General features: G+C 71.3%; 15 protein-coding genes. 5 read left to right on the plus strand and 10 right to left on the minus strand.

The annotated features are described in order from the left end of the window. Nucleotides 1–141: 141 nt before the first annotated feature. From whiA to P1P70_RS02125, 8 genes are all read right to left on the minus strand, one after another. Nucleotides 142–1,131, minus strand: a complete 990-nt coding sequence (gene whiA, locus P1P70_RS02090; protein WP_184895496.1) for a DNA-binding protein WhiA — start codon at nucleotides 1,129–1,131, stop codon at nucleotides 142–144. Then, nucleotides 1,122–2,201 (minus strand): uridine diphosphate-N-acetylglucosamine-binding protein YvcK, encoded by a 1,080-nt coding sequence (locus P1P70_RS02095; protein ID WP_319234035.1) that lies wholly within the window; start codon nucleotides 2,199–2,201, stop codon nucleotides 1,122–1,124. The genes whiA and P1P70_RS02095 overlap by 10 nt, the downstream gene beginning before the upstream one ends. Continuing rightward, nucleotides 2,198–3,268, minus strand: coding sequence for an RNase adapter RapZ (gene rapZ / locus P1P70_RS02100; RefSeq protein ID WP_319234037.1), 1,071 nt, complete (start codon nucleotides 3,266–3,268; stop codon nucleotides 2,198–2,200). Before rapZ ends, P1P70_RS02095 begins: the two co-directional genes overlap by 4 nt. Then, entirely contained in the window at nucleotides 3,265–5,367 is a 2,103-nt protein-coding gene (gene uvrC / locus P1P70_RS02105; protein WP_319234039.1) for an excinuclease ABC subunit UvrC, read from the minus strand. The genes rapZ and uvrC overlap by 4 nt, the downstream gene beginning before the upstream one ends. A 67-nt stretch (nucleotides 5,368–5,434) precedes the next feature. Beyond that, nucleotides 5,435–6,106: a response regulator transcription factor gene (locus P1P70_RS02110; RefSeq protein WP_215454519.1), complete on the minus strand. Its 672-nt coding sequence runs from the start codon at nucleotides 6,104–6,106 to the stop codon at nucleotides 5,435–5,437. 308 nt (nucleotides 6,107–6,414) lie between these two features. Beyond that, on the minus strand, nucleotides 6,415–8,985 hold the full coding sequence (locus P1P70_RS02115; protein WP_319234042.1) for a PAS domain S-box protein: 2,571 nt from the start codon (nucleotides 8,983–8,985) through the stop codon (nucleotides 6,415–6,417). Between the two features lie 37 nt (nucleotides 8,986–9,022). Further along, on the minus strand, nucleotides 9,023–10,324 hold the full coding sequence (locus P1P70_RS02120) for a sugar ABC transporter substrate-binding protein (protein WP_319234044.1): 1,302 nt from the start codon (nucleotides 10,322–10,324) through the stop codon (nucleotides 9,023–9,025). 95 nt (nucleotides 10,325–10,419) lie between these two features. Beyond that, nucleotides 10,420–11,814 (minus strand): sugar ABC transporter substrate-binding protein, encoded by a 1,395-nt coding sequence (locus P1P70_RS02125; protein ID WP_319234046.1) that lies wholly within the window; start codon nucleotides 11,812–11,814, stop codon nucleotides 10,420–10,422. A gap of 204 nt (nucleotides 11,815–12,018) precedes the next feature. Here P1P70_RS02125 and P1P70_RS02130 point away from each other — a divergent pair, with 204 nt between their 5' ends. The 3 genes from P1P70_RS02130 to P1P70_RS02140 all read left to right on the plus strand — a co-directional run bounded on the left by P1P70_RS02130 (nucleotide 12,019) and on the right by P1P70_RS02140 (nucleotide 14,822). Further along, the gene (locus P1P70_RS02130) at nucleotides 12,019–12,393 is read left to right on the plus strand and encodes a response regulator (protein ID WP_319234048.1); all 375 of its coding nucleotides are present in this window, start codon (nucleotides 12,019–12,021) and stop codon (nucleotides 12,391–12,393) included. Between the two features lie 228 nt (nucleotides 12,394–12,621). Next, on the plus strand, nucleotides 12,622–13,677 hold the full coding sequence (locus P1P70_RS02135; protein ID WP_319234049.1) for a hypothetical protein: 1,056 nt from the start codon (nucleotides 12,622–12,624) through the stop codon (nucleotides 13,675–13,677). A gap of 203 nt (nucleotides 13,678–13,880) precedes the next feature. Beyond that, nucleotides 13,881–14,822 carry a carbohydrate kinase gene (locus tag P1P70_RS02140; protein ID WP_319234050.1) on the plus strand — a complete coding sequence of 314 codons (942 nt, stop codon included), beginning with the start codon at nucleotides 13,881–13,883 and terminating at the stop codon, nucleotides 14,820–14,822. A 119-nt stretch (nucleotides 14,823–14,941) separates the two neighbouring features. Here the strand turns inward: P1P70_RS02140 and uvrA are convergent, their stop codons facing one another. Continuing rightward, entirely contained in the window at nucleotides 14,942–18,073 is a 3,132-nt protein-coding gene (gene uvrA / locus P1P70_RS02145) for an excinuclease ABC subunit UvrA (RefSeq protein ID WP_319234051.1), read from the minus strand. 224 nt (nucleotides 18,074–18,297) lie between these two features. On the opposite strand from uvrA, the gene P1P70_RS02150 reads away from it, so the two are divergent. Further along, nucleotides 18,298–19,011, plus strand: coding sequence for a maleylpyruvate isomerase family mycothiol-dependent enzyme (locus tag P1P70_RS02150; protein ID WP_319234053.1), 714 nt, complete (start codon nucleotides 18,298–18,300; stop codon nucleotides 19,009–19,011). Nucleotides 19,012–19,020: 9 nt separating this feature from the next. Beyond that, nucleotides 19,021–19,677 carry an MBL fold metallo-hydrolase gene (locus P1P70_RS02155; RefSeq protein ID WP_319234054.1) on the plus strand — a complete coding sequence of 219 codons (657 nt, stop codon included), beginning with the start codon at nucleotides 19,021–19,023 and terminating at the stop codon, nucleotides 19,675–19,677. Between the two features lie 445 nt (nucleotides 19,678–20,122). Here P1P70_RS02155 and P1P70_RS02160 read toward each other — a convergent pair whose 3' ends face one another. Beyond that, entirely contained in the window at nucleotides 20,123–20,905 is a 783-nt protein-coding gene (locus P1P70_RS02160) for a hypothetical protein (RefSeq protein WP_319234055.1), read from the minus strand. Nucleotides 20,906–21,043: the final 138 nt, after the last annotated feature.

Below are 21,043 nucleotides of genomic sequence, written 5' to 3' on the forward strand. Positions count from 1 at the left end.
CGCCAGGCTCATGTCAGACATGGGTCACGTCAAGGGTGCCTCACAGGCCATACACGGAATTCACGCAGAAAGCCGAAGGCCGGTGCCGACAGCACCCAAATGGGCGTCGGCACCGGCGAGTTGAGCTGTACGGGGGTGTGGTCACCCCACGAGATTCTCGGCCATCTCCTCGGTGATGCTGGCCTCGGTCCCCGGGATGCCGAGGTCCGACGCGCGCTTGTCGGCCATGGCGAGCAGCCGCCTGATCCGGCCCGCGACGGCGTCCTTGGTCAGCGGCGGGTCGGCCAGCGCGCCCAGCTCCTCCAGGGAGGCCTGCTTGTGCTCCATGCGCAGCCGTCCGGCGGCGGCGAGGTGCTCGGGGACGTCGTCGGCGAGGATCTCCAGGGCGCGGCCCACCCGGGCGCCGGCGGCGACGGCGGCCCGGGCCGAGCGGCGCAGATTGGCGTCGTCGAAGTTGGCGAGCCGGTTCGCCGTGGCCCGGACCTCGCGGCGCATCCGCCGCTCCTCCCACGCCAGCACGGACTCGTGGGCGCCGAGGCGGGTGAGGAGCGCGCCGATGGCGTCCCCGTCCCGTACGACGACCCGGTCCACGCCCCGTACCTCGCGCGCCTTGGCCCCGATCGAGAGCCGACGGGCGGCGCCGACGAGCGCGAGGGCGGCCTCCGGGCCCGGGCAGGTCACCTCCAGGGAGGACGAGCGGCCGGGTTCTGTGAGCGAGCCGTGAGCCAGGAAGGCACCGCGCCAGGCCGCCTCCGCGTCGCAGGTGGCGCCGGAGACCACCTGGGGCGGCAGACCGCGGATCGGGCGGCCCCGGCCGTCCACCAGGCCGGTCTGGCGGGCCAGCTGGTCACCGCCGGCGACCACCCGGACGACGTAACGGGAACCGCGGCGCAGACCGCCCGGTGCCATCACGATCAGTTCGGAGCCGTGGCCGAAGATCTCCGCGATGTCCCGCTTGAGTCTGCGGGCCGCCATCGCGGTGTCCAGCTCCGCCTCGATCACGATGCGGCCGCTCACCAGGTGCAGCCCGCCCGCGAACCGCAGGATCGCCGAGACCTCCGCCTTTCTGCAGCAGGTCCGGGTGACGGGTAGCCGGGAGATCTCGTCCTTCACCGCTGCCGTCATCGCCATGGGCCGATCCTTCCATGCATCCGAAAAATACGGTCGTACGCGGCGGCCAACAGCTCCGGGTCATGCCGCGGAGATCCGTCGGTCCGGGCCACCGGCGCCAGCTCGACCGCGGCGCCGAACCGTTTGGCGGCATCGGTCAGGGAGTCGCGGTCGGGCACGGCGGCCTCGTCGGCCAGCACCACGTCCAGGGCGAGTTTAGGGGCGTGTCGTGCCAAAACCTCCAAATGACGCTGCGGGGAGAAGCCATCGGTTTCTCCCGGCTGCGGGGCGAGGTTCAGCGACAGCACGAGCCGGGCCCTGGTCTCGGTCAGGGCGTCGAGCAGCTCGGGCACGAGCAGGTGCGGGATCACCGAGGAGAACCAGGAGCCAGGGCCGAGGACGACCCAGTCGGCGTCGCGGACCGCCGCCACGGCCTCGGGGACGGCCGGCGGGTCGGGCGGCACGACGTGCACGGACTGCACCTCGCCGGGGGTGAGCGCGACGGTCGCCTGCCCCCGCACGGTGTCGACGTCGTCCGGGCGGGCCGGGTCGTGCCCCTTGACCAGGGCCTGGAGCTCCAGGGGCACGGCCGACATGGGCAGGACACGGCCCTGGGCTCCCAGCAGCCTGCCGACCAGGTCGAGGGCCTGGACGTGGTCGCCGAGCTGCTCCCACAGGGCGACGATCAGCAGATTGCCGACCGCGTGCTCGTGCAGCTCGCCCTGGGACTGGAAGCGGTGCTGGATGACACGGGCCCAGGTCTGGCCCCAGTCGTCGTCGCCGCAGAGCGCGGCCAGCGCCTTGCGCAGGTCGCCGGGCGGCAGGACGCCCAGCTCGTCACGGAGGCGGCCGCTGGAGCCGCCGTCGTCGGCCACGGTGACGACGGCGGTGAGGTCGCCGGTGATCCGGCGCAGCGCGGCGAGCGAGGCGGACAGGCCCATGCCGCCGCCGAGCGCGACGACCTTGGGCTGGGCTCCCCGGCGGCGCGGCCGGGCCCCGCGGGCCTCGGCGGGCCTGCCCTCACGGCCCTCCGGGACGACCCGGCGCAGTCTGCTCAGCCTGCTCAGCCGGGACGAGGTGGGTCCGGTCACTCGCGCCCCATGTCCCGGTGCACGACCACGGTCTCGACGCCCTGGGAGGCGAGGCGGGCGGCGAGCTTCTCGGAGGTGGCGACCGAGCGGTGCTTGCCGCCGGTGCAGCCGACCGCGATGGTCACGTACCGCTTGCCCTCGCGGCGGTAACCGGCGGCGATCATCTGGAGCAGCTCGGTGTAGCGGTCGAGGAACTCCTTGGCGTTGGGCTGGTTGAAGACGTACGCGGAGACCTCCTCGTTCAGGCCGGTGTACGGGCGCAGCTCGGGGACCCAGTGCGGGTTGGGCAGGAAGCGCATGTCCACGACCAGGTCGGCGTCGACCGGGAGGCCGTACTTGAAGCCGAAGGACATGACGGTCGCCCGCAGCTCGGGCTCCTCCTCACCCGCGAACTGGGCGTCCATCTTGGCGCGCAGTTCGTGCACGTTCAGGCTGGAGGTGTCGATGACCAGGTCGGCGTCGCCGCGCAGCTCGCGCAGCAGCTCCCGCTCGGCGGCGATGCCGTCGGTGATGCGGCCGTCGCCCTGGAGGGGGTGCGGGCGGCGCACCGACTCGAAGCGGCGCACCAGGGCGTCGTCGGAGGACTCCAGGAACACGATCCGCCGGGTGACGTGCTTGGTGGCCAGGTCGGCGAGCGAGTCACGGAGGTTGTCGAAGAAGCGGCGGCCGCGGACGTCGACGACGACCGCGATCCGGGCCACGTTCCCCTGGGAGCGGGCGCCGAGCTCCACCATGGTGGGGATCAGCGCGGGTGGCAGGTTGTCGACGACGAACCAGCCGAGGTCCTCCAGACACTTGGCGGCCGTGGACCGTCCGGCGCCGGACATGCCGGAGATGATGACCAGCTCGGGGATGGCCGCCTCGGGGACCCCGGCTGTTTCGATGCCCGTACTCACGTGTGCTCCGTCTTCCTGTGGCGCTGGGTGCCGGGGGACATCGTCGCCCACCGCGCTGTGGGCCTCCCCGCGCTCCGCTGTGTGCTCGTGGTGCTGTCGGTCCGGACGCTCTGGGCGCTCCGGGGGTTCTGCGTGTTCCGGGAATCCCGGGCGCTCGTGGTGCTCGGTCATGTCTCCTGCCCTCGCCGCCGGTCCGGGGTGCCCGCGGCCACGGGCTCCCCAGAGGGGTCCGCCGTCGTACCGGGCTCCTCTTCCTCCATGATCTCTCCGGTCGCCGTGTTCACGGCGGGGGCGGCCGGAGCCGTCCGGGCGAGGGCGACGGCGATCGTCTCGGCCGTCTTGCGCCCTACCCCGGGAACCTCGCAGATCTGCTCGATCGTCGCGGAGCGCAGCTTCTTCAGCGAGCCGAAGTGCTTCAGCAGCGCCTGCTTGCGAGCCTCCCCGAGGCCGGGTACGTCGTCCAGGGGGCTCGCCCGGAAGCGCTTGGCGCGCTTGGTGCGCTGGTAGGTGATGGCGAAGCGGTGGGCCTCGTCGCGGACGCGCTGGAGCAGATAGAGGCCCTCGCTGGTGCGGGGCAGGATCACCGGGTCGTCCTCGCCGGGCACCCAGACCTCCTCCAGGCGCTTGGCGAGGCCGCAGACGGCGATGTCGTCGATGCCCAGTTCGTCGAGGGCCCGGCGGGCGGCGGCCACCTGCGGCTGCCCGCCGTCGACGACGACGAGCTGGGGCGGGTAGGCGAACCGCTTGGGGCGGCCGTCCTCCTCGGTGAAGGCGTTCCCGTCGTTGCCGGCGTTCCCGTCGTTGCCGGCGTTCCCGTCCTCCTCGACCCATTCGCCGGTCTTCTCCTTCTCCGCGAGGTACCGCCGGAAGCGGCGGGCGATGACCTCGTGCATGGAGCGGACGTCGTCCTGGCCCTCGCCGTGCCAGACCTGGGTGTCTCCGACCCGGCCCTTGATCTGGAAGCGGCGGTACTCGCTCTTGCGGGCCAGTCCGTCCTCGAAGACGACCATGGAGGCCACGACGTCGTCACCCTGGAGGTGGGAGATGTCGTAGCACTCGATCCGCAGCGGGGCGCTGTCCAGGTCGAGGGCCTCGGCGATCTCCTCCAGGGCACGGGAGCGGGTGGTGAGGTCGGAGGCGCGCTTGGTCTTGTGCAGGACGAGCGACTGCTGGGCGTTGCGCGCGACGGTCTCCATGAGCGCCTTCTTGTCGCCGCGCTGCGGTATGCGCAGGGACACCTGGGCCCCGCGACGCTCGGTGAGCCACTCCTGCACGGGCCCGACGGGGTCGGGCAGCGCCGGTACCAGGACCTCCTTGGGCACGGAGTCGCCGGTCTCCTCGCCGTAGAGCTGCTGGAGCGCGTGTTCGACGAGGTCACCGGTGGTGACGGCCTCCACCTTGTCGGTGACCCAGCCGCGCTGGCCGCGCACCCGCCCGCCGCGGACGTGGAAGATCTGGACGGCCGCCTCCAGCTCGTCCTCGGCGACGGCGATCAGGTCGGCGTCGGTCGCGTCGGCGAGCACGACCGCGTTCTTCTCCATGGCCTTCTTCAGAGCCTCGATGTCGTCACGGAGCCGGGCGGCCCGCTCGTACTCCATCTCCTCGGCCGCGTCCGTCATCTGCTTCTCCAGACGGCGGATGTACGTGCCCGTGCGCCCTGCCATGAAGTCGCTGAACTCGTCGGCCAGTTCGCGGTGGTCCTCGGCGGAGATCCGGTCGACGCAGGGGGCCGAGCACTTGCCGATGTAGCCCAGCAGACAGGGGCGGCCGGTGCGGGCCGCGTTCTTGAACACCCCGGCCGAGCAGGTGCGCACGGGAAAGACGCGCAGCAGCAGGTCGACGGTGTCCCGGATCGCCCACGCGTGCGCGTACGGCCCGAAGTACCGCACGCCCTTCTTCTTGTGACCGCGCATCACCTGCACGCGCGGGTACTGCTCGTTCATCGTGACCGCGAGGTACGGATAGCTCTTGTCGTCGCGGTACTTGACGTTGAACCGGGGGTCGAACTCCTTGATCCAGGAGTACTCCAGCTGAAGCGCCTCGACCTCGGTGGACACCACGGTCCACTCCACGGAGGCGGCCGTGGTGACCATCGACCGGGTGCGCGGATGGAGGCCGGCCAGGTCCTGGAAGTAGTTGGCCAGGCGCTGGCGCAGGCTCTTCGCCTTCCCGACGTAGATCACCCGGCGGTGCTCGTCACGGAACTTGTACACCCCTGGGGAGTCCGGGATCTGCCCCGGACTGGGGCGGTAGCTGGAGGGATCGGCCATGCTCCACACCCTACTGGCGGGGAGTGACAACCCGGGGGCCCTGTGGACAAGGGCCGGTCCCCTGCTCCTAGCGCGTCTCCAAAAACGTCAGCACGGCCAGGACCCGGCGGTGGTCGTCCGGCTCCTCTGGCAGCCTGAGTTTGCCCAGGATGCTCCGCACATGCTTCTCGACCGTCCCCTCGGTGACCCACAGCCGACGGCCGATCCCCGCGTTGGACCGCCCCTCGGCCATCAGCCCGAGGACCTCCCGCTCGCGGTTGCTGAGCATCGACAGCGGATCGTCACGTCGCTGCGCGGCGACCAGCTCCTGCACCAGCGACGGATCCACCACCGACCCACCTCGCCGGATCCGGTCCAGCGTCTCCAGGAACTCGTCCACGACGGTGATCCGGCTCTTGAGCAGGTATCCGATGCTGCGCCCGCCGGCCAGCAGCTCCAGCGCGTCCTCGACCTCGACGAACGCCGACAGCACCAGGATCCCGACCGACGGATACCGCTCCCGGATCTCCCGCGCGGCCTTCAGCCCCTCCGTGGACTGTGTCGGCGGCATCCGGATGTCGACGATCGCGATGTCCGGAAGCTCGTTCTCCACCAGCTCCAAAAGGCCCGCGGCGTCACCGGCCTGCCCGGCCACCTCGTAGCCGACGCGCTCGCAGAGGCTCGCCAGGCCCTCTCGCAGAAGCACGTCGTCGTCCGCGAGCACCACGCGTCCGCGGACCGGATGCTGATCGGCCTCCATGCTCTCGGTCTCCCCCTTGCCCGACCTGTCCGGTTCGTCCCAACAGCCTGCCTGAACTCGGTCTTACGGCTAGCCGGAAGCCTAGTTGGGGGCGGGCCGTGAAGACACCTGAACGTTTGCCCGCAATGCTCGAAGAAGCGCAGCCGCGGGTGGAAACCGGCGCCTCTGACGAGAGACGGCGAGACATCCGCATGCCCGAGAGCCGGACGGCCGTCTCCGCCGTCCGATTCGACCGCCCGGAGCGTACGCCCGTACCGAGACCCGGACTCCCCCCTTTGCACGGGCCTCACCGCGTACGCTTCGGGCGGTCACGCGCGCGTCGCGACGGCCGTCGCGGCCTCCTCGGGCGGGGTCAGCGGCAGCCGCACGCTCAGCGTCGTCCCGCCGCCGGGCGGGCTGGTGACCGTCAACCTGCCGCCGACCGCTTCCACCCGGTCGATGAGCCCGATCAGCCCCGATCCCTTGCCGGGTTCGGCTCCCCCGACGCCGTCGTCCCGGATGAGCAGCTCCAGCACCCCCGAGCGTTCCTCCGCCGCCACCGTCACCACGCTCGCGCGCGCGTGCTTGACGGCGTTGGTGAGGCTCTCGGAGGTGACGTAGTACGCGGCGACCTCGACCTGTTCCGGGAAGCGGGTGCGGGCGAAGCCGAGGTCGAGCTCCACGGGGACGGCAGCCCTGCGGGCCAGGGCGCGCAGGGCGGGACCCAGGCCGCCCTTGGACAGGACGGACGGGTGGATGCCCCGGGCCACCTGGAGCAGGTCCTGGAAGGCGTCGTCGAGGCCCTTGGCCAGATGGTCCAGTTGCCGGGCGAGCTCGGAGGAGGGGTCGTCCAGCAGGGACTGCGTCATCCGCAGCTCCAGCTGGAGGGAGACCAGGCGCTGCTGGACGCCGTCGTGCAGGTCGCGTTCGATGCGCCGCCGTGAGGCGTCCCCGGCGGCCACCACGCGCGCGCGTGAGGCGGTCAGCTGGTCGCGGCTGTCGGCGTTGGCGATCGCGGTGGCGATCAGCCCGGTGAAGTCGGCTAGCCGTGACTCGGCACCGCGGGGCAGCGGATCGGTCAGCGAGGCCGCCACGACCACTCCCCAGATCCGGCTGTCGACGACGATGGGGGCGCCCACGGCGGTCTCCGACCGGACCGCGCACCGGGTCCGGGCCACCTCGTCGATGGTCCTCGCGGCCCCCTCCCGGCGGGTCAGGCAGGCGGCCTCGACCTCGTCCACGCGCGCGTGGACGATCCCGAGGACCTTGACGCCGCCGTCGGGCTCGTACCGGATGACGGCCGAGGCCGTGCCCAGCAGCGACGCGACCTCCTCCGCCACCGTCGCGAACACGTCGGACGGCGGCACGCCGCGCGCGACCGCGGTGGCGACCCGGCGCAGCGCGGCCTGTTCGAGCGCGGCCCGGCGGCTCTCGGTCACGTCGCGGGCGGCCGCGTAGATGAGGCCCTCCTCGGGCACCGACCGGGCGCTCCACTGGAGCCAGCGTTCGGTGCCGTCGGCGCGGAGGTACCGGTTCTCGAACTCGGCGACCTCGGCACCGCTCGCCAGCAGTGCCACGGCCGCCCGGGTGCCGTCCCGGTCGTCCTCGTGGACGAAGTCAAGGAACGGCCGGGAGGTCAGGGTCCGTACCGGATAGCCCAGGGTGCGTTCGAAGGCCGGGTTGACGCGCTTGAAGTAGCCGTCGACACCGGTGATGCAGAGCAGGTCCAGGGAGAGGTTGAAGATGCCCTCCAGTTCCCGTTCGGCCCGCCGGCGCCGGCCGTGGGCCGCGGCGAAGGACGCCATCGTGCCGTTCATACCGCCCAGCAGCTGGGCCCAGGTGCCGTCGAAGGAGTCGACGTCGGCCCGGTGGCCGAGCCGGCCCGCGTCGATCGCCGTGTTCATGTCCCGGATCTCGCCGGCCAGCCGCTCACTGGTCACCCGCAGTTCGCGGAACGTGTCGGCGACGTCGCCGAGTTCGTCGCATCCGGCGTAGCGGATGTCGTACGAGAGGTCGCCGTCCGACAGGGCCCGGGCGCCCTCGGAGACCTGGCCGAGGGGGCGGGTGATCGAGCGGCGCAGCGCCAGCGCGAGGAAGGTGACGAGGGCCAGGACGACGAAACAGGCCGTCAGTTCGGTGTAGGTCCGGGTGCGGGTGGTGCGCAGGTCGCGGTGGGCGGTGTCGTCGAGTTCCCGGGCGGCCCGGTCCCGGATGCCGCGCAGGGCGTCGGTGTAGCTCTCGGACTCGCTGAGCCAGTCGTCGTAGGAGGGCCAGTCGGCGGGCTGGGGGGCGGGGTCGGAGACGAGGTCGCGGGCGATGCGGACCGCGCGTCCGGGAGCCCGGAACCTCACGGTGTGCAGTTCTGCCTTCAGCTCGTCCGACGCGGTCTGCTGGAACGCCCTGAGCTGGGCCTTCTCCAGTTCGGTCCAGCGGCCCGCGGCGGCGGTCGCGTGTCCGTCGCCGGGCGCGTGGAAGAGGATGGCGAGCTCCGCGCGCTCGCTCTCGGCGGCGGCGACGGCCCGCAGCATCGCGATGTGGGCGTCCGCCGCGCGGCCCGAGGCCCTGGTGGGGCGTCCGGCTTCGAGGTCGGCGACGATGTCGAGCAGCCTGTTCTCGATGGCCCCGTAGCGCTGGGCGACGGTCTGCGCCTGGAGCGAGCCGGTGCCCGTCTGGACCCGGAGGGCGTGCAGTTGGCGGCGTACGGCGTCGAGGATCCCGGCGTCGTCGGACCGCGTCCGGCCTACGGTCTCCTCGAAAGCCCGTCGCAGCACGTGGTCGGTGATCCGCTGGGCCGCCGCCCGCGCGCGCACGGTGTCGGGGTCGGCGCTCAGCCGGGCCTCGACCGCGGCGATCCGCTCACGGGCGACGGCGTCGGAGGCCTCGCTGATCTCGAAGGACACCTCGATCGCGGTGTCGAAGTCGCGCAGGGTCCGGGCCTCACGGTCCGGTCGGGGGGTAGTGCCCGTGGTCCGCCAGGTCCTTGTCGACGGCGCGCACCGCCTCGTCCAGGGCGGGCCGTACCGCCGCCCCCCGCATGATCTTCGCGAACGCCTCGGCGAAGGCGTCGGTGATCGCCGGGTAGGCGGGGGTCTGCGGCCGGGGGCGGGCGGTGCCGCCGCGCAGCTGATCGATGTAGAGGCGCTCGGGCCCGCCCTCGGCGAACGCGTCGGTCCGCTCGATCGCGCTGCCGGTGGCGGGGATGCCGCCGTTGACGTCCGTCATCCGCAGGACTTCGTCGGGGCTGAGCAGGAAGGACAGGAACCGCCAGACCGCGTCGCCGTCGGCCGTGCCCGCGGGGACGCCCCACTGCCAGGAGCCCATCCCGGTGGCGCTGCCGGTGCCGAAGTCGGGCAGCGGCACGAGCGCCACGTCGCCCGGGTGGGCCTCGGTGTAGCGCCCGTACCACCAGTGGCCGGTCCAGGACACGGGACTGCGGCCCTTCTGGAAGGCCTCGAAGTCCTTGTTCGCGTCCACGTATCCCGCCTTCGCCCAGCCCTGAAGCGTCGTCAGCGCCTCGACAGACCTCGGCCCGTTGAGCACTCCGTCGGCCGTTCGGTAGGTGGAACGTTCGATGAGGTCGCCGCCCGCAGACCAGACGGCCGGCGCGAAGCCGTACGTCCCCCATTCGGTGCCGGCCCACGCCAGCTGGAGGTCGAGGGGCCTGTGGTAGCCCAGGGTGCGCAGCTTCTTCAGGATGCCGGTGAACTCGTCGGCGGTCCAGGCGTCGGCGACACCCTTCGGGACGCGCACGCCCGCCTTCTTCAGCACCGACGGCCGTACGTACAGGCCGAGTCCGGAGTCGAATGTGCCGAGGCCCCACAGCCGGCCCCGGTAGGTGCCCTGTTCGAGGACGGAGGGGAGCAGGTCCGCGCGCAGGGACTTCGGGACGCAGGAGTCGATCGGCCGGAGGTGCCCGGCCCAGGCGTGGCTGAACAGCTTCGGCGCGTCGAAGTCGAGCAGGTCGGGCAGTTCGCCGTCGGCTGCGGCCGTGCGGACCAGGTCGTCGTAGTCACCCTCGGACACGTCGACGAGGCGGACCGTCACCTCGTCCTGGGTCGAGTTGAAGGCCTGGACCTGGGCGCGTACGGCGTCCAGTTCACCGCGCGCGGAGGGCTCGTGGAACCACATCGTGATCTGCGCGGGGGCGTCGATCCGCCCGTCGCAGGTCGCGTCGGCGGCCCGCCGGGGGCGCTCGCCGTCGTCCCCGCCCGCTTCGCAGCCCGCGAGCAGCAGGCTCATGCAGAGCAGGAGCGCCGCGCGGGCGCGGCACGTCTTCCGGGCGCCGAGCCGTCCTGTGCCCGGGGGAGCGCTTCGCCGGGGTCGGGCGGCGCGGGTCACGGACCGCTCTTCGGGTATCCGTCGTGGGCGGCGAGATCCTGGTCGATGGCCTCGACCGCGTCGTCCAGCGTCTTCTCGACGGGCGCACCGGAGAAGACGATGTCGGCGACCGCGTGCGAGAAGGCCGCGGTCACCGCCGGGTACGCCGGTGTCTGCGGCCTGGGCCGGGCGACACCGCCCCGTAGCTGCTCGATGAACAGCCGCTCCGCGCCGTCCTCGTCGTACAGCGGGGAGAGCTTCACGGCTCCCTCGGTCCCCGGGATCGCGCCGTTGGCCTCGCTCATCCTGGCCACCTGCTCGGGTCGCAGCAGGTACTCCAGGAAGCGCCACACCGCGTCGCCGTCGGCGTCCCCGGAGGGGATGCCCCACTGCCAGGACCCCATACCGGTGACGGTGCCCGTGCCGAAGTCGGGCAGGGGCACGATCGCCACGTCGCCGGGGTGCGCCTCGCTGAACTCGCCGTACTTCCAGTGTCCCATCCAGGAGATGGGCGTGCGGCCCTTCACGAACGCGCTCTTGTCCTTCTCGCGGTCCCTGTCGACATAGCCCTCCTCCACCCAGCGCCGCATGGTGGTGAGCGCCTCGACGGACTCGGGGCCGTTGAGGAACCCGTCGGCCGTGCGGAACTCCTCGGGGTCGATGAGGTCACCGCCGGCGGACCACACGGCCGGCGCGAAGGCGAAGGTGTTCCACTCGTCGGCGGTCTTCGAGTCGATGAAGTTCAGGTCGAGCGGCGCCTCGTAGCCCGCCTCGCGCAGCGTGCCCAGGATCTCCGTCAGCTCGTCGGCGGTCCAGGCGTCGTCGACACCCTTCGGGATGCGCACGCCCGCGTCCCTCAGCACCGACGGCCGTACGTACAGGCCGAGTCCGGAGTCGAACGTGCCGACGCCCCACAACCGCCCGTCGTACGTGCCCTGTTCCCTCAGGGAGGGCAGCAGGTCCTTCCTGGTCCTCGCGGGTACGCAGGAGTCGATCGGCCTGAGCGTGCCGGACCAGGCGTAGCTGTAGAGGTTCGGGCCGTCGAAGTCGAGCAGGTCCGGCAGATCGCCGCTGGCCGCCGCGGACAGCACCAGTTCGGTGTACGGGCGCTGTTCGGGCAGGGTGACCAGCTCGACCCGCACCTGTTCCTGGGCTCTGTTGAACTCCCTGACCTGGCTCTTCAGCGTGGTCTGCTCGCCGCTCTGGCCCGCGTGGAACCACATGGTGATGTGGGCGGTGCCGTCGATCCTGCCGTCGCAGGTCGTGTCGCCCGCCGTCTTCTCCTTCTCGTCCACCCGGCCGTCGCCGTCACCGGCGCCGCAGCCCGCCAGGAGCAGCGCGACGGCCGCCGCGCCCGACATCAGGGCACGGCGGACAGGACGTTTTCCGAGGTCCCGGCGTTGCGTCTGCATCGCACACCCCCACTCGACCGGACGGCACGGCCCCCAGGGCGACGACATGCTACTCCTCGTGTCGTGTGCGATTCCCTGCGTGAGAGTGAACCCGTCCACCCCGCCCAGGACTTCAGCACATTCCCGCCGACGGGCGTCCGGCGGCGACGACACTTTACGGCTAGCCGGAATGTATGCCCCTGACCACCTTGGGAGGCTGTGCGCATGTCCATGCGCTGTCTCATCGTCGATGACAGTGCCCGGTTCCTGGAGGCCGCCCGTACGCTGCTGGAGCACGACGGCGTGCATGTCGTCGGGGTGGCGTCCACGGGCGCGGAGGCGCTGGCACGGGCCGTGGAACTGGCCCCGGATCTGGTCCTGCTGGATGTCGACCTCGACGGGGAGAGCGGACTGGAGCTCGCGCCGAGGCTCGCGGGCACGGCCGCCTCCGTCATCGTCCTCATCTCCACGCACCCGCTGGACGACATCCAGGAACTCGTCGCGGCGACTCCCGCCCGGGGTTTTCTGCACAAGTCGAAGCTCTCGGGCCAGGCGCTGCGGGACCTGTCGGGGCCCGATCCCGGGCCGTCGGCACGGTGAGGACGCCGACGACGGTGTCCGGCCATGTCGCTCGGCAGGTGTTGTCGGGACTAGGTCAACACGCTTCAATGCGGAGGAACCCGGGGCGAGGAACGCGGTCGTACGGATGTGAAGACGGACGACCGCCCAGGGTTCCTGGGGCCCCGAGCGTCCGCCGGGCGCCCGATCGGCACGCGCGGTCCCGAGCACACGTCGCGCACACGCACTCGTCTACGGAAAGGTCCCCGCATGCGGCACGCCACAGAGCACGCGGACGTCGCCTCGGTCACGGATGCCGCAGCCCTCGCGGCGGTCACGGACACCGCAATCGTCGCGGACGTCGCATCCGTCAGGGCGGTCACGGGCGCCGCAGCCGTCGCGGACGTCGCCACGGTGGAGCTGGAGTCGGTCCTGCGGGGCGGTCCCTTCCATGTCGCCCTGCGCGCCGCGATCGCCGCCCGCGGACTGCCGCTGCAGCGCGTGCAGCACCATCTGACGCGCCACGGGGTCAAGGTCGGTGTCACCAGCCTCAGTTACTGGCAGCAGGGCGCCCGGCGTCCGCAGCGTCCCGAGTCGCTGCGGGCCGTGCGGGCCCTGGAGGAGATCCTCCAGCTCCCGGACGAGTCGCTGATCCGGTTGCTCGCCCGGCCCGACGAGCAGTCCGGTCCGGACCGTCCCGCCGGCCGCTCGTACCGCTCCGTCGTGGAGGCCACCGGTGTCCTCGAACGCCTCCTCGCCGAACTGGAGGTGCCGCTCGACGGCGGGGTGCACACCGTCGGCCACCACGAACGGGTCCGGGTCGGCGCCCGCCGGGAGCTGCTCGGCCGCGAGTCCCAGCAGATCGTGCGCGCCCACAGGGACGGTGTGAACCGCTATGTGGCCGTCCACCACGGCGACCCCGGCTGCGCACCCGAGCGGGTGGACGTCCGCGCCCTGGAGAACTGCCGCAGGGGGCGGGTGCGCTGGGACCAGGACACCGGCGTCCTGGTCGCCGAGCTCCTCTTCGACACCCGGCTGCACAGCGGCGACACCCATCTCTTCCGCTACGGCTTCGACGACGGCACGGCCGGTGTCTGCACCGAGTACGTCCGTGGGTTCCGCTCCACGGGCGGGCAGTACGCGCTCCAGGTCCGCTTCAACGAACGTGCCCTGCCGCTGCGCTGCCACCGCTTCAGCCAGCACTCCGCCGCGGCACCGCGCGGCGGCCGGCAGCACCTCGCCCTGAGCGGCCTCCACCGCTCGGTGCACCTCGTCGAACCCCGGGTACGCACGGGCATCGTGGGGATCGGCTGGGACTGGGAGTGAGCGCCCGGACCGGTGACTGACCGCACGGTCGAGGGCTGACCACCCGGGTCAGGGGCTGACAGCCCGGATCAGGCGCTGACCGCCCGGAGGAGGGCTGCGCGGCTGTGGAGCGGACGGCCCCGGTGGTGCGCGGGTGCGGGCGGCCGCCGTGGTGCGCGCACTGCGATACTTTCCGGCCGAGAGCCCGAGAAAGGATCCGTCCCGTGATCGTCGTCGCCGGAGAAGCCCTGATCGACCTCGTCCCGCAGGGCGCGGGCGCGCTCGTGGATCTGCGGCCGGCCCGGGGCGGCGGCCCCTACAACACGGCCGTGGCGCTCGGCCGTCTCGGCTCCCCCACCGCCTTCTGCTCCCGGGTGTCGTACGACGTCTACGGAGAAGCCCTGCTGGACGGCCTGCGCGAGGCCGGTGTGAACGTGGCAGCCGTGCAGCGGGGCTCCGAGCCCACGACCCTCGCGCTGGCCTCCATCGGCACGGACGGCTCGGCCCGGTACTCGTTCTACGTCGAGGGCAGCGCCGACCGCCTCTTCGAGACCCCCGACCGGCTTCCCCGGGGCACCCGCGCCGTGTCGTTCGGCACCTGCTCGCTCGTCCTGGAGCCCGGCGCGAGCGCGTACGAGAAGCTGCTGCACTCGGCCGCCGCCCAGGGCGTGTTCACCGCCCTCGACCCCAACGTCCGGCCGGGTCTGATCCCGGACGCGGAGGCCTATCGGGCCCGCTTCTCGAGCTGGCTGCCCTCGGTGTCGTTGCTCAAGCTCTCCGAGGAGGACGCGCGGTGGCTGGGCGGTACCCCGCGGCTGTGGCTGGACTCCGGCCCCGCCGCCGTCGTCGTCACCCACGGCGGCGACGGGCTGACCGTCCACACCCGGGCCGGCGCCGAACACTCCGTACCGGGCGAGAAGGTCGACGTCGTCGACACCATCGGCGCCGGTGACACCGTCAACGCAGCTCTCCTGCACGGCCTTGCGGCCCGGGACGCCCTCTCCTCCACGGCTCTCACGGCGCTGGGTGCCGACGACTGGACCCGCCTGCTGCGCTTCGCGGCCCGCGCGGCGGCCGTCACCTGCTCCCGGGCGGGCGCGGAACCGCCGTACGCGGCGGAGATGGGCGAACCGCGGTCCCTCGACCCCGGGGTGCGCGAGGGCTGACCGCCACCAGCGCGGGGCGTCCGACTCCGACGAGGGAAAGGCGGCGGCCCGCGGGGAGTGCCCCGCGGGCCGCCGTGTCCCGGTCGATGTGCGGCGGCAGCAGCCGTCGCTCAAATGCCTCAGGCCTTGCGCGCCCGCGTGACCTTCTTCGCGGGAGCAGCCTTCTTCGCGGTCGCGGCCTTCTTCGCGGTCGCGGCAGCCTTCTTGGCAGTGGTGGACTCGGCAGCCGTGGACTTGGCCGCAGCGGACTTGACGGCCGTGGACTTGGCCGCGGTGGTCCTGGCGGTCGTGGACCCGGGCGCCGTGGTGGTGCGGGCCGTCGTCGTCTTCCGCGCGGTCGAGCCGGCGGCGACGGTCTTCTTCGCCGCCGCCCTGCGCGGGGCCTTCACCGGAGCCGCGTCGCTGATCCGGTCGGCACCGAGGATCTCCCGCAGGAACTTGCCCGTGTGGCTGGTCGGAACCCCGGCGACCTGCTCGGGCGTGCCCTCGGCGATGACGAGGCCACCGCCGGCGCCGCCCTCGGGCCCCATGTCCACGACCCAGTCGGCGGTCTTGATGACATCGAGGTTGTGCTCGATGACGATGACCGTGTTGCCCTTGTCGACCAGGCCGGAGAGCACCTTGAGGAGCTTGCTGATGTCCTCGAAGTGCAGACCGGTGGTCGGCTCGTCCAGGACGTAGACCGTGCGGCCGGTGGAGCGCTTCTGCAGCTCGCTGGCGAGCTTCACGCGCTGTGCCTCACCACCGGACAGGGTGGTCGCGGCCTGACCGAGCCGGACGTAGCCGAGGCCGACGTCCTTGAGGGTCCTGAGGTGGCGGGCGATCGCGGGGACGGCCTCGAAGAAGTCGGTCGCCTCCTCGATCGGCATGTTCAGCACGTCGGCGATGGACTTGCCCTTGTAGTGGACCTCCAGGGTCTCCCGGTTGTACCGGGCGCCGTGGCAGACCTCGCACGGGACGTAGACGTCCGGGAGGAAGTTCATCTCGATCTTGATGGTGCCGTCGCCCGCGCAGTTCTCGCAGCGGCCGCCCTTGACGTTGAAGGAGAAGCGCCCGGGCAGATAGCCGCGGACCTTCGCCTCGGTGGTCTCGGCGAACAGCTTGCGGACGTGGTCGAAGACGCCGGTGTACGTGGCCGGGTTGGACCGGGGCGTCCGGCCGATCGGCGACTGGTCGACGTGGACGACCTTGTCGACGAGGTCGTCGCCGTCCACGCGCGTGTGCCGTCCGGGGACGCTGCGGGCGCCGTTCAGCTCGCGGGCCAGGTGCGTGTACAGGATGTCGTTGACCAGCGTCGACTTGCCGGATCCGGAGACGCCGGTGACGGCAGTGAAGACACCCAGGGGGAACGAGACGTCGATGTCCTGGAGGTTGTTCTCGCGGGCGCCGTGCACCGTGAGCTGCCGGGTCGGGTCGAGCGGGCGGCGGATGTCGGGCAGCGGGATGGCCTTGCGGCCCGACAGGTACTGCCCGGTCTGCGACTCGGCGTTGTCCAGCAGCTCCTTCAGGGAGCCGCTGTGCACGACCTTGCCGCCGTGCTCGCCCGCGCCGGGGCCGATGTCGACGATCCAGTCGGCCATCTTGATGGTGTCCTCGTCGTGCTCGACGACGATGAGCGTGTTGCCCATGTCGCGCAGCCGGACCAGGGTCTCGATGAGCCGGTGGTTGTCCCGCTGGTGCAGACCGATGGAGGGCTCGTCGAGGACGTAGAGCACGCCGACGAGGCCGGAGCCGATCTGGGTGGCCAGGCGGATGCGCTGGGCCTCGCCGCCGGAGAGCGTGCCGGCCGCGCGGTTCAGCGAGAGGTAGTCCAGGCCGACGTCGACCAGGAACCGCAGCCGCTCGTTGACCTCCTTCAGCACGCGCTCGGCGATCTTCTTGTCGCGGGCGCTCAGCCTGAGCTCGCCCAGGAAGTCCGCGCAGTCGCTGATCGACATGGCGGAGACCTCGGCGATCGACTTCTCCATGATCGTGACCGCGAGGACGATCGGCTTGAGGCGTGTGCCCTCACAGGTGGGGCAGGGCACCTCGCGCATATAGCCCTCGAAGCGCTCACGGCTGGCGTCGCTCTCGGCCTCGCTGTGCCGCCGCTTCACGAAGGGGACGGCGCCCTCGAAGGCCGTGGTGTACACCCGCTCGCGGCCGTACCGGTTGCGGTAGCGGACCTCGATCTGGGTCTTGTGGCCCTGCAGCAGGGCCTTCTTCGCGCGCTGCGGGAGGCCGGCGAAGGGGATGTCGGTCCGGAATCCCAGGGCGTCCGCGAGGGCTCCGATGAGGCGGCCGAAGTAGTCCTTGGTGTGGCCGTGCGACCAGGGGTGGATGGCGCCCTCGTCGAGCGACTTGTCCTCGTCCGGGACGATCAGCTCGGGGTCGACCTCCATGCGCGTACCGATGCCGGAGCAGTCGGGGCAGGCGCCGAAGGGCGAGTTGAAGGAGAAGGAGCGAGGCTCCAGCTCCTCGAAGGACAGGTCGTCGTACGGGCAGTACAGGTGCTCCGAGAACATGCGCTCGCGCTCGGGGTCGTCCTCGGGGAGGTCGACGAAGTCGAGCACGACCATGCCGCCGGAGAGGCCGAGGGCGGTCTCCACGGAGTCGGTGAGGCGGCGCTTGGCGGTGTCCTTCACCGTGAGGCGGTCGACGACCACCTCGATGGTGTGCTTCTCCTGCTTCTTCAGGGTGGGCGGGCTGGAGAGCTGGACGGTCTCGCCGTCCACCCGGGCGCGGCTGTACCCCTTGGTCTGGAGGTCCGCGAAGAGGTCGACGAACTCGCCCTTGCGCTCCCGCACGAGCGGGGACAGCACCTGGAAGCGGCTGCCCTCCGGCAGCTCCAGCACCCGGTCGACGATCGCCTGCGGCGACTGGCGGGAGATCGGGCGGCTGCACTGCGGACAGTGCGGCTTGCCGATGCGCGCGAAGAGCAGGCGCAGGTAGTCGTAGACCTCGGTGATGGTGCCGACCGTCGAGCGCGGGTTGCGCGAGGTCGACTTCTGGTCGATGGAGACCGCCGGGGACAGACCCTCGATGAAGTCGACGTCCGGCTTGTCCATCTGCCCGAGGAACTGCCGGGCGTAGGAGGAGAGCGACTCGACGTACCGGCGCTGCCCCTCGGCGAAGATCGTGTCGAAGGCCAGCGAGGACTTGCCCGACCCCGACAGGCCCGTGAAGACGATGAGCGAGTCGCGTGGCAGGTCGAGCGAGACGTTCTTCAGGTTGTGCTCGCGCGCGCCACGGACGATGAGACGGTCGGCCACGCCGGTCCGCACCTTTCTTGAGTGAATGACAGGGGCCAGAGCCCCCGTCTTCCACAGACTAGGGGGAGCCACTGACAGCGCCGGTCCTGTTTCCCCGTTCCACAACAATCCCGGGCCTTCCAGCATGCCCGACGCCGCCCCCGACCATATAGCACGCGCATTCGATTTACGGCCCTGGTCCGCCACCTTCACCCGAAGGTGTGGCCGGGGCTAGGGTCGACGGCATGATGGATCACGCGCGTGACCTGGCCTCTGTGTGTGAAGCGACGGACCGGCTACTCAGCGCGGTCGCCGCCCTGGACGACGCCGCTGTGACCGAGCCGTCACGACTGCCCGGCTGGACCCGTGGTCACGTCCTCGCCCACCTCGCCCGCAACGCGGACGCCCTCGTGAACGTCTTCGGGGGCCGCCCCATGTACGCCTCCGCCGAGGCCCGGGACGCCGACATCGAGCGGGACGCGCCGCGCCCCCTGAAAGCCCAGCTCGCCGACGTACGCGACAGCGCGCACCGCTTCCAGGACGCCGCCTCGGCCTCGCAGGACTGGTCCCGCACGGTGGAACTGCGGGGCGGAGTCCTGGACACCGCGGACCGGCTGCCCTTCCGGCGGTGGATCGAGGTGGAGCTCCATCACGTGGATCTGGGGATCGGGTACGAGCTGGAGGACCTGCCGGGCGAGTTCGCCCAGCGCGAGATCAACTTCCTCACCCACCGGTTCCGGAACCACCCCGAAGTGCCCGCGCTGATGATCAGACAGGACGACGGGCGCATGATCCCCACCGGAGCGGTCGGCACCACCACCCCGGAACGGCTGGAGAGCGGCCACCACCTCATGATCACCGGCACCCGGGCCGACCTCCTCGGCTGGCTGGCCGGCCGCCGCGACGGCACCGCGCTGCGCGTCGAAGGAGGCACGCTCCCTTCGCTGCCCCCGCTATAGGCTGCCCTTATGACGTACAGCGGAGCGGTGAAGGTCGGCGGTCCTGCGGATGTGCACGAGCTGCCGGACCTGATGATCTCCAAGGTCGCGGTGGGCCCGATGGACAACAACGCGTATCTGCTGCGCTGCCGCGCCACCGACGAGCAACTGTTGATCGACGCCGCGAACGACGCCCACACCCTGCTCACCCTGATCGGTGACGACGGGATCGCGTCCGTCGTCACCACGCACCAGCACGGCGACCACTGGCAGGCGCTCGCCGAGGTCGTGGCGGCCACCGGCGCCCGTACGTACGCCGGCCGGGACGACGCCGAGGGCATCCCGGTGCCGACCGACGTACCGGTCGGCGACGGGGACACGATCCGGGTGGGGCGCGTGGAGCTCACCGCGCGCCACCTGGTGGGACACACGCCGGGTTCGATCGCCCTGGTCTACGACGACCCGCACGGGCATCCGCATGTGTTCACCGGGGACTGCCTCTTCCCGGGGGGTGTGGGCAACACCCGTAAGGACCCGGAGGCGTTCGCCAGCCTGATCCACGACGTCGAGACCAAGATCTTCGACGTGCTGCCCGACGAGACGTGGATCTACCCCGGCCACGGCAACGACACCACCCTCGGCACGGAGCGGCCCCACCTCGCGGAGTGGCGCGCACGAGGCTGGTAACCGCCTACGACGACCGCCTCCCTTCTCGCATCCGATGCGGGGGCGGTCACGCGTTCAGGCCCGTCGGTGCCCAGGGAGCGCCATGCCCCAGGGACAATGGCGTACAGAGCTCCGTCACCGACGCCGACGGCAGTGACCGCGGGGTGGGACTGGTGGGCTCGCGTGTTGAGGTGTCGCGCATTCAGGACGCAGGTGCGACGGCTGATTACTGACCGTTTCCGGTAACGGTGGTCCAGCGCGGGTCGATGCGGCCCAGCCATGCGTCTTGATCGTCGGCCAAGGGCTCCTTCAGGGGAAGCTGGGGGACCCGGCAGGCGAAGGTGGATACGGCGTCATCTCCGTCGCCGTGGTCGTGGTGTTCCCGGGGCACGGCTACGTCCTGTTGTTCGGCCGCGCCGAGCGCACCAACCTTTCCGCGCTGCTCCGGCCGGGACGCTCTCGCTTGTCATACAGCGACCGGGCCGAATAGGTCCACCATGTGCCGCTGGAGAGCTATCAGCTCCGTCATGGTGTAGAGGCCACTGCCGGGGACGGGTTCCCCACCCTTCGGACCGTCTGCGTGCGCCACCACGACGGTCCTGACCTGATGGGCCGGGTCGGGCAGATACGTCAGGCCGGTGACATGGAAACGGGCGCGGGCCGCCGGCTTCGCCGCCTCCCGACCTGTCAGATCAGCCATGGTGGGCGGCCGGCTGAACGTTCCCGCGTAGAACTCGATCATGGGTGACTCGTTGAGGCCCGTGATCTCCCACACGTAGGCAGCGTGGAAGCGCCCGCTGAGCTCGATGGAAAGGACGTCACCCGCACGCAGGAACGTGAGGGGGCGGGGGAGGCTCGGCTTGCGAGTCAGCGGAGCGGGAGCCGTGGACAGGAACTGCTTGATGTCCTCCGATTGCCGCTCGAAGGCATCTGAGAGCGCGACCTCACGATTGAGGTCATCGACTGCTCTTCTCGCTTGCGTGGTGACGGCCACGTCCTGGAGGCCGTACTTGTGCAGCAGCGTGGCGAGCGCCACCCAGACCACGTTCTTCGTCATGGGACGCACGTCGTCGCAGTCGAAGAGGCAACGCCAACGGCTGAGCACAGGGGTGATCAGGTCGCGGACGAGTTCCCCGTGGGTGGCCGGAGGGACCTGCATCTGGTGGTGCACCCAGCGCGCCAGTTCCTCGTCCAGCGCCCGGACATGCCCCCTTGCAGCCAGCTTGTCCAACACCTGCTGATGCTTCACGCCGCGCCCTCCGCCACATCGTCCGAGAGGGTTCAAACTACCTTTGCCCTCCTGTTCGCACTGGCCCCGACGCCTTGGCGCAGGCCCTGGCTCGACCGGTCGGGCGGGACCGCCAGAGCAACACAGTCCGTACGATGC

Origin of the sequence: Streptomyces sp. MB09-02B, assembly GCF_033794485.1 — a bacterium.
Taxonomy (GTDB): domain Bacteria; phylum Actinomycetota; class Actinomycetes; order Streptomycetales; family Streptomycetaceae; genus Streptomyces.

Coding starts and splice junctions, on each gene's coding strand:
- whiA (WP_184895496.1), bottom strand. CDS start 1,131: ATGGCGATGACGGCAGCGGTGAAGGACGAGATCTCCCGGCTACCCGTC.
- rapZ (WP_319234037.1), bottom strand. CDS start 3,268: ATGACCGAGCACCACGAGCGCCCGGGATTCCCGGAACACGCAGAACCC.
- uvrC (WP_319234039.1), bottom strand. CDS start 5,367: ATGGCCGATCCCTCCAGCTACCGCCCCAGTCCGGGGCAGATCCCGGAC.
- P1P70_RS02110 (WP_215454519.1), bottom strand. CDS start 6,106: ATGGAGGCCGATCAGCATCCGGTCCGCGGACGCGTGGTGCTCGCGGAC.
- P1P70_RS02120 (WP_319234044.1), bottom strand. CDS start 10,324: ATGAGCCTGCTGCTCGCGGGCTGCGAAGCGGGCGGGGACGACGGCGAG.
- P1P70_RS02125 (WP_319234046.1), bottom strand. CDS start 11,814: ATGCAGACGCAACGCCGGGACCTCGGAAAACGTCCTGTCCGCCGTGCC.
- P1P70_RS02130 (WP_319234048.1), top strand. CDS start 12,019: ATGTCCATGCGCTGTCTCATCGTCGATGACAGTGCCCGGTTCCTGGAG.
- P1P70_RS02135 (WP_319234049.1), top strand. CDS start 12,622: ATGCGGCACGCCACAGAGCACGCGGACGTCGCCTCGGTCACGGATGCC.
- P1P70_RS02150 (WP_319234053.1), top strand. CDS start 18,298: ATGATGGATCACGCGCGTGACCTGGCCTCTGTGTGTGAAGCGACGGAC.
- P1P70_RS02155 (WP_319234054.1), top strand. CDS start 19,021: ATGACGTACAGCGGAGCGGTGAAGGTCGGCGGTCCTGCGGATGTGCAC.